A 14439-nucleotide genomic window follows, 5' to 3' on the forward strand; every position below is an offset into this window, starting at 1 on the left:
CCCGCGCGGTTCCCCTCGCGGTGGCCGCGTGCGCGGCACCGCTTGCGGCCACAGCCTCCCAGGCCCCGATATCCGTTCGATATCCGGCGCTCTTCGCGGCACCCCCGACCTGCGCCGGAGCCGGTCCGGACGGCGTATACGGCGCGCGGATCGCACGGTGATCGGCACGGGGCAAGCTCGTGCCTCCGCGGTGAAGAGGAAACGGAGTACGGGATTTGAGCACGGTCCTCGTCAAGCGCCCGCCCCGCGCCGACGGCCCCCCGCTCCCCGAGGGGCAGATCGAACTGGCCGAGCCCCCGGTGCTGGGCGAGCCCGCCACCCCCGACCTCGGCTCCGCGCTGATGTACCTGCCGATGGGCCTGGGCGCCGGCGCCATGGTGCTGATGTTCTCCATGCGCGGCGGCGGCGCGTCGACCTACATGATGTCCGGGATGATGGGCGTCGCCATGGTCAGCATGACGCTGACCCAGATCGGCCGCCCGGGCGGCGAGCGCCGACGCCGGATGCGCGCCGAGCGCCGCGACTACCTCCGCTACCTGGCGCAGAAGCGCGTCCAGGCCCGGCAGGCCGCCGCCGAGCAGCGCGCCGCCCTGCTGTGGGACCACCCCGACCCGTCGGAGCTGTGGGCGCTGGCCCGCGGCCCCCGGCTGTGGGAGCGGCGCCCCGGGCACGAGGACTTCGCGCGGGTGCGGATCGGGCTGGGCGCGCGCCGCGCCGCCCTGGAGTTCCTGCCGCCGCGCACCAAGCCGGTCGAGGACCTCGAGCCGCTGTGCGCGGTGTCGCTGCGCCGCTTCACGCACGCCCACCAGAGCGTCCCCGGGCTGCCCGTCCCGGTGGGTCTGCGCCGTTTCAGCAGCGTCGAGTTCGCCGGCAGGGCCGAGGACGCGCTCGCCCTCGCGCGGGCGATCGTCGGCCGGCTGGCGGTGCTGCACTCCCCCGACGAGCTGCGGGTGGCGTTCCTCGGCGACGAGGACGCCCGCGCACAGTGGGACTGGCTGAAGTGGCTGCCGCACAACGCCCACCCGGGCGAGGAGGACGCCGCCGGGCCGGCGCGCCTGGCCGCCGAGGACGCCGAGACCCTGCTCGACCTGCTCGGCCAGGAGCTCCGCGACCGCCCCGAGCACGACCCGGCGGCCTCGCCCAGCATCGCCGAGCCGTTCGTCGTGGTCGTCGCCCAGGGCGTGCGGATCCCCGCGAACTCCCGCCTGTCGGGCGGCGGTCTGCGCAACGTCGTCCTGCTCGACGTCACCGGCACCATGCCCGGCGGCCCCAAGGTGCTGCGTCTGACCGTGCACGACGGGAAGGTCGAGTTCGCCTCCGGCGAGGACACCGTCTCGGCCGACGCCGACGCCCTCAGCGCCACCGCCGCCGAGGCCCTGGCCCGCTCGCTGGCGCCGATGCGCACCAGCGGCAGCGTGGACCTGGCCGACCGGCCGCTCGAATCGGACCTCGACCTCGTCACCCTGCTCGGCCTGCGCGACCCGCACACCTTCGACGTCGCCGCCAAGTGGCGCCCCCGGCAGGTGCAGTCCGCCCGCCTGACCGTGCCGCTCGGCGTCACCGACGACGGCGAGGTCGTGGAGCTGGACCTCAAGGAGTCGGCGCAGGGCGGCATGGGCCCGCACGGCCTGCTGATCGGCGCCACCGGCTCCGGCAAGAGCGAGCTCCTGCGCACCCTCGTGATGGGCCTGGCCGCCACCCACTCCTCCGAGGTGCTCAACCTCGTCCTGGTCGACTTCAAGGGCGGCGCGACCTTCCTGCACATGGACCGCCTGCCGCACACCTCGGCGGTCATCACCAACCTGGCCGACGAGATCCACCTCGTCGACCGCATGCGCGACTCCATCAACGGCGAGATGATCCGCCGCCAGGAGCTGCTGCGCGAGGCCGGGTACTCCTCTCTCTACGACTACGAGAAGGCGCGCGCCGCCGGCGCCGGTCTCGCCCCGCTGCCGTCGCTTCTGATCGTCGTCGACGAGTTCTCCGAACTGCTCGCCAGCAAGCCGGAGTTCGTGGACCTCTTCGTCTCCATCGGCCGGCTCGGTCGCAGCCTCGGCGTGCACCTGCTGCTCGCCTCGCAGCGCCTCGACGAGAGCCGCATCCACAAGGTGGAGGGCCACCTCTCCTACCGGATCGCCCTGCGGACCTTCTCCGCGATGGAGTCGCGCAGCGTCATCGGCGTCTCCAGCGCCTACGAGCTGCCGTCCGCGCCGGGCAACGGCTACCTGAAGATCGACACCACCAACCTGGTGCGCTTCAAGGCCGCCTACGTCTCCGGCCCCGCGCCCGAGCCGCTCCCCGCCGACGAACAGCCCGTCCAGGAGGCCGGCGCCGCCGGCGTGCTGACGGACTTCGGGCTGGAGCGCCAGGGCGCGCTGCGCTCCGAGAGCGCCGACGAGGCGCTGGCCGCGCTCGCCCCGGCCGGCCGGCCCGAGCCGGCCGCCGCCGCGCCCGACGAGCAGGTCAACGCCGAGAGCCTGCTGGAGGTGCTGGTGGGCCGCCTGGAGGAGAGCGGGCCGCCGGCCCGGCAGGTCTGGCTGCCGCCGCTGGCCGCCTCCCCCAGCCTGGACGAGTTGCTGCCCGGCATCGTGCCGGACCCGGTCCGCGGCATGAGCGCGGTCGGCCACCCGTCGCTCGGCACGCTGCGCGTCCCGCTCGGCGTGGTCGACCGGCCCTACGAGCAACTGCGCGAACTGCTGGTCGCCGACCTGTCCGGGGCCGACGGCCACGTCGGGCTCGCCGGCGCCCCGCAGACCGGCAAGTCGACCATGCTGCGCACCCTCATCCTGTCGCTGGCGCTCACCCACACCCCGGGCGAGATCCAGTTCTACTGCCTCGACTTCGGCGGCGGCGGCCTCGTCTCCACCGCCGGTCTGCCGCACGTCGGCTCGGTCGCCACCCGTCTGGAGCGCGATCGGGTGCTGCGCACGGTCGAGGAGCTGACCCAGCTCCTCGAGCGCCGCGAGCGGGAGTTCACCTCGCGCGGCCTGGAGTCGATGGCCGCCTACCGCGCGCTGCGGGCGGCCGGCGAGATCGACGACCCGTACGGCGACGTCTTCCTCGTGGTCGACGGCTGGTCGACGCTGCGCCAGGACTTCGAGGACCTGGAGGCCAGGGTCATCGACCTGGCCGCGCGCGGACTGTCCTTCGGCCTGCACCTGCTGGCCTCCGCGGTGCGCTGGTCCGAACTGCGGCCCCGCCTGCGCGACCTGCTCGGCACCAAGTTCGAACTGCGCCTCGGCGACGCCCTGGAGTCCGAGGTCGGCTCGCGGATCGCGGGCGCGGTGCCGCACCAGCCCGGCCGCGGCCTGAGCCCCGGCGGCCACCACTTCCTGTCCGCGCTCCCGCGCCTGGACAGCTCCGGCGAGACCGCCGACCTCACCCCGGCCACCAAGGCGGCCGTCGCGGAGATCGACGCCTTCTGGACCGGTTCGCCGGCGCCCGGCGTGCGCCTGCTGCCCACCCGGCTGCCGGCCGACCAACTGCCCCCCTCCGAGGGCGACCTGCGGCTCTGCCTCGGCTGGGACGAGCAGCGCCTGGAGCCCACCTGGCACGACTTCTCCACCAGCCCGCACCTCATGGTGTTCGGCGACGGCGAGAGCGGCAAGACCAACGCGCTGCGCCTGGCGGTCCGCGCGATCACCTCGCGGTTCAGCACCGACGAGGCCCGGATCGTCGTCGCCGACCCCGAGCGCGGCCTGCTCTCCTCCGTCCCCGAGGAGTACCGGGCGGGCTACGTGGTCGACCGCGACTCCCTCGCACAACTCGCCGCGAACGCCGCCCACTCGGTGGGCAAGCGGGTGCCCGGGCCGGACATCACGCCGGAGCAGCTGGCGCAGCGCGACTGGTGGGAGGGCCCGCGGCTGTTCGTCGTCGTCGACGACTACGACCTCCTCGCCGGCGCGCCCGGCACGCCCACCCCGCTGGCGCCGCTCGTCCCCCTGCTCGCGCAGGGCCAGCACATCGGGATGCACGTGATCATCGCCCGCAGCACCTCGGGCGCGATGCGCTCGATGACCGATCCCGTCCTGCGGCGGATGTGGGAACTCGGCAACCCGGCGCTGCTCTTCTCCTACCCCAAGGAGGAGGGCAAGTTCCTCGGCGAGGCCAAGCCCCGCACGCTGCCCGCCGGACGCGCCCAGCTCGTCACGCGCCGGGCGGTGCGCCTGGTCCAGACCGGGCTGGTGACGCCCGCGTGACCACCGTCCTCCCGTCCGCCACCCCGCCCGCCTCTTCGTCGTCCAGGAGCAGCATGTCGACCCCCGCGCCCGCCGGTGCCCCGCCGGTCACCGAGGTGTGCCGGCTGACCGTCGTCCACGCCGACGGCCGCTTCGACGTCTCCGTCCCCGTCTCCACGCCGATCTCGGCCCTGCTGCCCGTCCTCCTCGGCCGGCTGACGCTGAGTCCGCAGGAGCGCGGCGCCGTGCAGGTGCTCCAGCGGCTCGGCGAGGACCCCCTCGATCCCGACGGCACCCCCGAGAGCCTCGGGCTGAAGCACGGTGACGTGCTCCACCTGCGGCCCGCCGAGGCGGCGCTGCCCGCCCTGCACTTCGACGACGTCGCCGACGGCGTGGCCCAGGTGATCGGCGGCCGGGCGGACCGCTGGCAGCCGGTGGCCACCGTCCGCCTCGCGCTGACCGCCGGGGCCGTGCTGCTCGCGGTCCTCGCCGCCGCCCTGCTCAGCGGCGGCCCGGGACCGCTCACCGCGGCCACCACCGGCGTGAGCGCCGCCGGGCTGCTGGTGGCCGCCTGTCTGGTGGGCGCCCGGCCCGACGCGCGGCGCGGCACCGTCCTGACGGCCGCCGTCGGTGCCATCGGCCTGGCCGCCCTCTCCGGGTTCACCTTCCGCGGCGGGCCGGACCACGCGTTCCTGCTGCGCCCGGCCGAGGTCCTCATGGGGGCCCTCGCCACCGCCGTCGTCTGCGGCGTCCTGCTGATCGTCCGTCCACTGCCGTTCCTGCTGCCGGGCACCGCGCTGCTCACCGCGGCCGCCGCGGCGGCCGCCGCGGGCCTGGTCCACGCCGCGCACTGGGACGCCGCGCAGGCCCTCGCGGTGGTCGCGGTGGCCCTGTTCGTCCTCGGGCAGCTCGGCCCCCGGCTGGCGCTGCGGCTGGCCGGGGTGAAGGTGCCGGCCCTGCCGCACGACGCCGAGGAGCTCCAGCAGGACATCACCCCCGAGCCCCAGGCCCGCCTGGAGCGCGCCGCCGGGGCGGCCAACGACTACCTGGACGCGCTGGCCCTCGCCTCGGCGGTGCTGTACGCGGCGGCCTTCTGGTTCCTGGTGCGCGAGCCCGGCTGGATCAACTGGGCGCTGCCGCTGGTCCTCGCGGGGGCGGTGCTGCTGCGCTCGCGCGGGCTCACCGGCGTCCTGCAACGCGTCTCCGCCGTCCTCGCCGGCACGCTCGGCCTGGCGCTGCTCCTGCTGGCGCACGCCTCGCACGGCACGGCCGCCCGGATCCTGGTACCGGCCGTGCTGCTCGCCGCGGCCCTCCTCCTGCTGGTCCGCGCTCCCCGGCTGACCGACCGGCTGCTGCCGATCTGGGGCCACACCGGCGACATCCTGGAGACGGCCACCGTGATCGCCCTGCTGCCGCTCGTCCTCCAGGCCCTGCACGTCTACAGCGCGCTGCGCGTGCTGGCGAGCTGAGCGGGGGCCGGGCATGCAGACACGACGCGACCACCTCCAGGCGTACCGCTTCGCCATGGCCCGCCTGGCCACCGCCCTCGTGCGGGGCGACGTCGGCCGCGGCGAAGGGCCGACCGGCCGCACCACGCTCGCCACCGTCCTCGGCGCCGGCGTCGTCGTGCTGCTCTGCGTCGGCTTCGCCGTCTACGGGCTCATCGCGCCCGTGGCGGACACCCGTTGGCGCAACCCCGGGTCGATCATCGTGGAGCAGCAGACCGGCAACCGGTACCTGCTCCTCGACGGACAGCTCCGGCCCGTGCGCAACTACGCCTCCGCGCTCCTTCTCGGCGGCAAGAGCAACGCCGTCCACACCGTCTCCGGCGCGGAGCTCGGCACGACCCCGCACGGCGCCCCCGTCGGCATCCCCGGTGCCCCCGACTCGCTGCCCGCGGGCCTGCTGCCCGGCCCCTGGACCTGGTGCCTGCGGCCCGACCTCGCCGGCGGCCAGCTGGTCGACCTCGCCCCCGAGGGCCAGACCGCCGCGTTCCCCGACGACCGGCAGGTCCTGCTCGCCGCCCCCGACAACTCGCACTGGCTGCTGTGGCGCGGCGTCCGCTACCCCGTGCCCTCCGACACCGCACTCATCGCGCTCGGTCTGGACGGCGACCGCCCGGTGCCCGCCCCGCAGAACTGGCTCGCCGCGCTGCCCACCGGCGCCCCGCTCGCCGCCGCCGTCCCGGACGCCGGGAAGCCGGCCGGCCTCGTCGCCGGGCACGAGGTCACCGTCGGCCAGCTCTTCCGCACCGTCACCGGCGGCGTCCAGCACTCCTACGTCATGACCGACGCCGGCGTCGCCCCCGCCAGCGCCACCGCGGCGGCCCTGCTGTCCGCCCGCCCCGGCGCCCCGGCCGTGCTGACCGTCGGCGCCACCGACATCGCCGCCGCCCCCGTCTCCCCCGACCAGTCGCTGCTCACCGCGCTGCCGGACGTCCTCGGCGCCCCCGGCCTGGACTCCGGCGCCCAGACCGCGTGCCTGCGCCAGCGGGCGGACGGCACCAAGCTGATCAGCCAGCTGGTCGTCGAGACCGGCCAGGCCGCCACCGGCGCCCGGACCGTCCTCGTCCCCCCGACCCGCGGCATGCTCGCCGTCGACCTGGAGCAGCTCGCCCGCCAGAACGGCAACGCGCAGACCTTCCTGGTGACCGATCAGGGCATCGCCTACCCGCTCGGCGACAGCCGGGCCGGCACCGCCCTCGGCATCACCGGCGCGCCCGCCACCGCGCTGCCCGAGGACCTCCTCAAGCTCCTCGGCCACGGCCCGACGCTCACCGCCCGCGCCGCCGCCGACACCGTGCAGGGAGGCTAGCCGTGCGCCTCGCCATGAAGCCGGCCCGCTCCGCCGGCCCCGCCCTGCGGATCCGGACCGCCGGCCACGCGCTGCTGGTCCACCCCAAGGGGCCGCCGGAGCCCAGCGCGCTGGCCTTCGCCGGCGCGCTCACGCCCGACCCCGAGCACACGCTGGTCGTGGTGGACCTGCTGCCCGCCGACCTCGACACCGCCTGGCCGGCGCTCGCCGACCTGCTCGCCCGCCGCCCCGGCAGCCTCCGCCTGGTCTTCCACCCCTCGGTGGAGGGCCCGCCGGTCGGCCAGCGGATCGCCGACCAGCTGAACCGGACCGTCCTGACCCCCGACGGCGAGGCGCTGCCCACCGCCGGCGGCGGCCTGTTCGTCCCCGCCGACAGCGGCACCGGCTGGCTGCGCCTGCGGCCCGGCCGCGCGGCCGAGCGCGACTCGCACCGCTACCCCAAGCCGCTGTGGGAGTTCGCCACCTACGACCGCATCTGGCAGACCAGCCCGCTCGGCGTCGTCGAGCCCGTGCCCGGCGGCGTGTGGGTGCGCAGCGCCCGGCCCGCCGAACTCGCCGCCGGACGGCGCCGGCTGATCGCCGCGCTGCCCGGCCACCCGAACGCGCTCACCGTCGTCCTCGGCAGCCCCGGCGGACCCGCCGTGCCGCTCGCCGACGTGACCCGCTTCTGGGGCACCGTCCTGCCCTCGGCCCGCACCGGGGTGCGGTTCGTCCACTTCGGGCCGGTCGCGCTGCCGGAGGGCAGCGGCGCGCTCGGCCAGGTGCTCGCGGACGCGCTGCGCCAGCGCGTCGTGCTGTCGCCGGGGCCGGCGGCCTCGGATGCGGCCGAGGCCGCCGGCGCGGCCGGCAGCGCGGGCAGCGGGCCGGCGCTCCAGGGCGAGGTGATCTACTCCCCGGCGCCCGGGTACCTGGCTGAGCCGCCGGCGTGGAACGCGGACGCGGACGCCCCTGCGGTGCGGGTGGTGGAGCCGCCGGTCGCGTCCGTCGAGGCGCCGGCGCCCGTGGTCGCGCCTGTGCCCGTGTCGACGGGCGCTGCGGAGGGTGTCGTCGAGCTGGGTCCGGTGCCGGGGAGTTCGCCCACGCCTGCCGCCGGGACGGTCGTCGAGCTGGATCCGGTGCCGGTCAGCGCTCCGGAGCCGGTGGCGGAGTCCGCCTCCGCGCCGCTGCCGCTGCCGACGTCCCTGGCGACGTCCTCCCCCGGCCCGGTCGCCGACTGGCCGGCTCCGGCGTTCGAGCCGAAGGTGCCCGTGCTGGAAACGGAGTCCGAGGCCGCTCCCGAGCACGCGCCCGCCCCGACGACTCCCCCGGTCCTCACGTCCCTGCTGGAGTCGGCGCCGCCCGTGCCCGTCGCTCCGCCGGAGCCCGTGGCACCGGTCCCGCCGGTTGCGCCGGGTGCACCGGTCCCGCCGGTCGCAGCGGTCCCGCCGGCCCTGCCGAAGCTGCCGTCCATCGAGCCCTCGAACGCCCCTGCCCCGGCGCCCGAGGCCACCCCGCCGGCCGAACCGCCGACTGCGCCCGACACCGACGACATCCAACCGCCGACGCCCGCCCCAACCCAAGGACCCGAGGCCGTGCCGCCGGCCCTGCCGAAGCTGCCGTCCATCGAGCCCTCGAACGCCCCTGCCCCGGCGCTCGAGGCCACCCCGCCCGCCGAACCGCTGACCGCCCCCGACACCGACACCGACATCGACACCGACACCGACACCGACACCGACGACATCCAACCGCCGACGCCCGCCCCGGCGATGCCCCGGATGATCCGGCTGGAATCCGGCGCGCCCGCCACGCCGCCGCCCGTCGAGCCGGCGCCTTCCGTCGACGCCCCGACGCCCCCACCCGCCGCGCCCACCACGCCCGCCGTCCCCCCGGTCGCCGCCCTCGCGACGGGTGTGCGCGTCCAGCCCGTCCCGTCGGCCGCCGCCCTCGCGCTGCCGCCCGAGCGCGGGCTGGAGCGCGAACGGGACTGGGTGCGGCGCAAGTTCAGCGCCCAGTACCACGCCGTAGCGGGCACGGTGGCCCGGGTGATGTCCGAGTCGCCCGGCCTGCGCAGTGCCTCGCGCGCCCTGGACGGCGACGCCCTCACCGACCTCGTCGCCGTGCGCCTCTACCTCTACGGGGACAGCGCCGCCGTCGACGCCGCCGTGCGCTCCGGCTCGGCCGGCCCGCACGTACCGCTGGCCCGCTGCGTGGCGTCCGGGCTGTTCCGGCTGCCCTCCTACCGGGGCGTGGCCCTGCTGCGGGCCTCGGTCACCCGTTCCGAGCTCGACTGGTACGAGGAGGGCCGGGCGGCCACCGAGTGGGCGTTCTGCACCGCGCGGATCACCGTGCCCGAGACGCCCGGCGACGGCACCACCGACTTCCTGATCTGGTCGATGACCGCGCGCCGCACGAGCCTGCTCGACCCCTCCGACCCCGACCGCGTGCTCTTCCCGCCCGGGACGACCTTCAAGGTGCTGCGCGCGGGATCCGCGACGGAACCCGTGCTGCTGCGCGAGCTGCTGCCGTCCGAGGGCGACGAGGACGCCGACCCGGACGCCCCCCGGCTGCCCCTGGACGAGATCGCCCTGGAGGGCCTCACCCAGGCCGCCGAGCAACTGCCCACCGGGAGCCCGACGCGGGGCGGCCCTCCGCTCGCCGCCCCGCCCGGACTGATCACCACGACGCCCGTGCCGCCGGCCCGTGCCGCCCAGGGCACCCGTGCACCTATCGAGGGAGCAGAGAAGTGACCCGGCAAGTCCTCCTGGTGGCCGCCGACCGGCCCGGTGCCCACCGGTCCATCGCCGCCGCCCTGGCCGACGCCGTGGACGGCGCGCTGATCACCGTCGCACCGGGCCGCTACGACGAGGCGCTCACGGTCACCAAGGCGGTGACGCTGGCCGCCGAGGGCGCGGCGGGCACGGTGCAGATCCACTCCTCGGCCGGCAGCACGGTGGTGCTGGACGCGGAGGCCGTCCAGCTGTCCGGCCTGCTGCTGAGCGGCGCCGACCGCGAGGCGCCGGTCCTCGACGTGCGGCGCGGACAGGCCGTGCTGGACGGCTGCCGGGTCGCGGGCGAGGCCTGGGCGGCGGTCCTGGCCTGGCACGAGGGCGTGCTCGGCCTGCGCGACTGCAAGGTGACCAACACCCAGGGCGCCGGGATCGTCGTGACCTCCGGCGGCGGCAACGTCGTGGAGCGCTGCGAGATCACCGACGTCGGCTCGTCGGCCGTCGTGGTCGCCGAGCAGGGGCGGCTGACCGTGCGCGAGTGCTCCGTCCAGGGCGCCAGGGGCAACGGGATCTGCGTCAACGGCCACGGCACCGCACTGGTCGAGTCCTGCCGCATCGACGGCAGCGGCAAGCCCGCGATCGCCGTCGAACAGAACGGCCGCGCGGACCTGCGCAAGCTCACCGTCACCGGCAGCGCCGCCCTGGACGCCTACCTCACCAGCACCGTCCAGACCCTGCTGACCGACTGCACGTTCACCGGCTCGGGCGGCCAGGCCGTCCACGTCAGCGGCGGCGCGACCCCGCTCCTGCGCAACTGCGTCGTCGAGGGCGCCACGAGCGGCGGCGTGCAGGTCACCGCGGGCTCGCGGGCGCAGCTGGAGCACTGCCGGATCGCCGGCACGCCGGTGGGCCTGCTGGTCGAGGCCGGTGGCGAGGCGGACTGCGCCGACCTCACGGTGACCGGCGCGGGGGTGGCCGCGCGGGCCACCGGCGGGGCCAAACTGACGCTGCGGCAGGGCGAGTTCACGATGGAGGGCGGCCCTGGCGGCATCGGTGTGGACCTCGCCGACCGCGCGCAGGCCTCGCTCACCGGGCTGCGCCTGCGCGCCACCGCGGGCACCGGCCTGGCGATGGCCGGCGGTGCCCGCGCCGAGCTCACCGGCTCCCTCCTGGAGGGCTGCCGGACCGTCGTCGGCCCCGACTGCGAACTCACCGCCCGCGACAGCGGGTTCGCCGGGTCGGACGCCGACGGCATCAAGGTCTCGGGCGGCGGCGCGGTGACGGCCGTCGGCTGCCGGATCAGCGGCGCGCGCGGCCACGGCCTGAACGTCCAGGCGTCCTCCCGCGCGGAGCTGGACAACTGCGCCGTCTTCGACAACTCCGGCGACGGCGTGCGCTGCAACACCGACGAGCCGGTGCGGGTGCACGACTGCGAGATCCGCGACAACGGCGGCACCCCGGTCCACCAGCTCAAGTCCGGCGGGCGCGTCAGCGTCGAGCGCCTCGACACCGGCGGCGAGGAGCGGACCGCGCCCGCGCCGGGCGGCGAACCCGGACCGGCGGACCCCGGTGGCGCGCCGCGCCACCTGGGCACCGGGCCGCTCGCCGAACTGGAGGCGCTGGTCGGCCTGGAGAGCGTCAAGCACGAGGTCACCGGCCTGATCAACGTCAACAAGATGGCCCAGCGGCGCCAGGAGATGGGCCTGCCGATGCCGCCGATGAGCCGCCACCTGGTGTTCGCGGGGCCGCCCGGCACCGGCAAGACGACCGTCGCCCGGCTGTACGGCGCCGTCCTCGCCGAGCTCGGCATCCTCAGCCAGGGCCACATCGTCGAGGTGGCCCGCGCCGACCTGGTCGCCCAGATCATCGGCGGCACCGCGATCAAGACCACCGAGGTCTTCACCAAGGCGCTCGGCGGCGTCCTGTTCATCGACGAGGCCTACACCCTGACCAACCAGTCCCGGGGCAGCGGCCCGGACTTCGGGCAGGAGGCCGTCGAGACCCTCATGAAGCTGATGGAGGACCACCGCGACGAGATCGTCGTCATCGTCGCCGGCTACTCGGCGCAGATGGACCAGTTCCTCGCCTCCAACCCGGGCATGGCCTCCCGCTTCGCCCGGAGCGTGGAGTTCCCCAACTACAGCCCCGCCGAGCTGGTGACGATCGTGCGCGGCCTGTGCGCCAAGCACTTCTACGAGCTCGACGCCGGCGCCCTGGAGGCGCTCAACCGCTACTTCGAGGACGTGCCGAAGGGCGCCACGTTCGGCAACGGCCGCGTCGCCCGGCAGGTCTTCGAGGAGATGATCAGCCGGCAGGCGTCCCGACTGGCCGTCCACCCGCCGACCGACGACAGCGAGCTGAGCCGGCTCAGCAGCGAGGACGTCATCACCGTCCCCGGCGAGCAGGCCGGCGGGCAGCCCACCGCCCAGGCCCCCGAGCCGGCACCACCGGCCACGCCCGCCCCCGTGGGCGACGGCGCCTCCTCGCCCGACACGCCCGCGCTGCGCCGCATCGACGGCCTCGTCGGCCTGGACGGCGCCCGGCGCACGCTCCGCTCCCGCCTGACGCAGCTGGCCCGTCTGCGCGACGCCGGCGAACCGCTGGCCGGCCTGGGCAACGTCATCCTGCAGGGCCCGCCCGGCAGCGGCCGCCGCGCGCTCGCCGGGCTGTACGGGCGCGGCCTCGCCGAACTCGGCCTGCTGCCCACCGGCGTGACCCACCGGCTGGCGCTCTCCACCGTCCCGGCCCGGTGGGCCGAGCAGCCCGGCTTCCGGTTCGCCGCCGCCTGCGCCGAGGCGGAGGGCGGGCTCCTCCTGCTGGACCTCGACCCCGCCTTCGCCGAGCGCGCCCCCGCCGCCCGGACGGCCGTGCTGACCTCGCTGACCCGGCTGGTCGCCGCGGGGCCCGGCGTGGTCCTGGCCCTGAGCGGCAGCACGCCGCACGTCATGGAGGTGCTGGGCGAGCACACCGACCTGATGGAGGCGTTCGCCGAGAACGTCGAACTCGCCGCGTACCGCGCGGAGGAGCTCGTGACGCTCACCGACCGCCGTCTGCGCTCGCTCGGCTTCCAGCTGGGCGAGGCGGCCGGCACGGAACTGGTCGCGCGGTACTCCGCGCAACCGCCGCAGGGCGGCGCGTTCGCGGCGCACCGGCTGGGCGACGCGCTGGCCCGCTCGGCCCGCGCGCGCACCGTCGCCGTCGAGGACCTGCCGCCCGTGCCCGCCCCTCCCACCGCGCCGGCCGCGCCGCCGCAGGCCGTCCCGGCCCCCCAAGAGCCCCGGACGCCGGGCACCGCACCCCTGGTGCACTCCTGACCCCGGCTCCGTGACCCCGCACGGCGCGAGCGCCGTGCGACCCCCGAAATGAAAGGACGTACCCATGGCACTGACCTCCGTGGAAATCCAGGGCATGACGGCCGCCCAGGGCACCTTCCAGACCGCCCTGGACGAGGCCAGCGGCTCGTACGCGCAGATGGAGGGCCAGATCGACGGCCTGCGCGGCAGCTGGAGCGGCGAGGCCGCGCAGATCTACCACCAGGCCATGCAGGACTGGCTGGCCGACTTCCAGAAGGTCAACCAGGCGCTGACCACGATGCTGGAGAAGCTCGCGGCCAACACCAACGTGTACGCCAACACCCACGAGAACACCCAGCAGATCGCCGGCCAGGTGGCCTCCGCCATGGCCTCGGGCGTCACCGGCCTGCCCGGCTTCCCGGTCTGAGCCCGCGGCCAACCGCCTCGGCACCCCACCCCTCACAATCACAGGAGCGAACAGCATGAGCACGTACACGGTCCAGATGGAGCAAGTCGACTACATCGTCGGCGAGATGAACGCCATCACCCAGAAGCTCAACCAGACCCTGGCCGATCTGGACAGCCAGGCCAAGATCAACCTCCAGGCGTGGACCAGCGACGCGCAGGCCACCTACACCCAGGTCAAGGCGCAGTGGGACCAGGCCGCGGCCGACATGACGGCCAAGGCCGCCACCGCCGTGCAGATGCTGGGCACCATCAACGAGTACTACTCCAACGGTGAGCGCCAGGGCGTTCAGCTCTGGGGCTGACGATGCCCTACATCCCTCCGGTCCACCACAAGCCGAAGCCCCCGCCGCCGCCGATCAACCCGTACCACGGCAGCACCAGCGTGCCCGACGCGACGGGCACGGGGACGGCGACGGCCCACACCACGTTCACCGCGCCGCCGGTGCCGCCCCCGGCCGGTGACCACAGCGGGACGTCCGTGGACACCGCGTCGATGGAGCACTTCGCGACCAACATCGGACTGCTCATCCAGCCGACCAAGGACGCGCGGAAGCTGCTGGACGCGGTCAACATCGCGCCCGGCGCCTTCTACCACGCGAACAAGATGCGCATCTCGGTCAACGGCCCCAACGGGGACGACGGGCTGAAGAAGCAGTTCGAGAAGGTGCTGGACGACCTGGCCAAGGGTCTCACCGACCTGCAGCAGGGCGTCCTCGACCTGGCGAAGAAGTACAAGACCATCGAGGACGCCAACCACATGGCGGTCACCGACCTGCAGACCTTCATGGGCAACTCCACGGCCGACTTCGGCGCCCTGGTCACCGACGCCGGGGGCACCCCGGCCCCCGGTGGCGGGGGCGGCGGTGGAGGCGGGGGCGGCGGCAAGCCGAGCAACGGCAACACCTGACGGCCCCGTGCAGGAACCCGTCCGGGCCCCCCGCACCGCACGCGGGGGGCCCGGCGGGACCACCGGACCGGGAC

8 protein-coding genes are annotated in these 14439 nt (G+C 75.6%); all 8 read left to right on the top strand.

Annotated elements, in window-relative coordinates; genetic code table 11:
• Positions 1–215: 215 nt before the first annotated feature.
• The 8 genes from eccCa to PUR71_RS06755 all read left to right on the top strand — a co-directional run bounded on the left by eccCa (position 216) and on the right by PUR71_RS06755 (position 14365).
• Positions 216–4199: a type VII secretion protein EccCa gene (gene eccCa / locus PUR71_RS06720; RefSeq protein WP_329925410.1), complete on the top strand. Its 3984-nt coding sequence runs from the start codon at positions 216–218 to the stop codon at positions 4197–4199.
• 53 nt (positions 4200–4252) lie between these two features.
• Positions 4253–5647, top strand: a complete 1395-nt coding sequence (gene eccD / locus PUR71_RS06725; RefSeq protein WP_329925411.1) for a type VII secretion integral membrane protein EccD — start codon at positions 4253–4255, stop codon at positions 5645–5647.
• 13 nt (positions 5648–5660) lie between these two features.
• Positions 5661–6992, top strand: coding sequence for a type VII secretion protein EccB (gene eccB / locus PUR71_RS06730; RefSeq protein WP_329925412.1), 1332 nt, complete (start codon positions 5661–5663; stop codon positions 6990–6992).
• 2 nt (positions 6993–6994) lie between these two features.
• The gene (locus PUR71_RS06735; RefSeq protein ID WP_329925413.1) at positions 6995–9718 is read left to right on the top strand and encodes a hypothetical protein; all 2724 of its coding nucleotides are present in this window, start codon (positions 6995–6997) and stop codon (positions 9716–9718) included.
• Positions 9715–13011, top strand: a complete 3297-nt coding sequence (locus tag PUR71_RS06740) for a right-handed parallel beta-helix repeat-containing protein (RefSeq protein WP_329925414.1) — start codon at positions 9715–9717, stop codon at positions 13009–13011. Before PUR71_RS06735 ends, PUR71_RS06740 begins: the two co-directional genes overlap by 4 nt.
• Positions 13012–13075: 64 nt before the next feature.
• Entirely contained in the window at positions 13076–13417 is a 342-nt protein-coding gene (locus tag PUR71_RS06745; protein ID WP_329925415.1) for a WXG100 family type VII secretion target, read from the top strand.
• A gap of 55 nt (positions 13418–13472) precedes the next feature.
• A complete protein-coding gene (locus PUR71_RS06750; RefSeq protein WP_329925416.1) occupies positions 13473–13760 on the top strand; it encodes a WXG100 family type VII secretion target in 288 nt (95 codons plus the stop codon).
• A gap of 2 nt (positions 13761–13762) precedes the next feature.
• Entirely contained in the window at positions 13763–14365 is a 603-nt protein-coding gene (locus tag PUR71_RS06755) for a hypothetical protein (protein ID WP_329925417.1), read from the top strand.
• Positions 14366–14439: the final 74 nt, after the last annotated feature.

It is taken from the genome of Streptomyces sp. SP17BM10 (genome assembly GCF_036322405.1).
Classification (GTDB): Bacteria; Actinomycetota; Actinomycetes; order Streptomycetales; family Streptomycetaceae; genus Kitasatospora.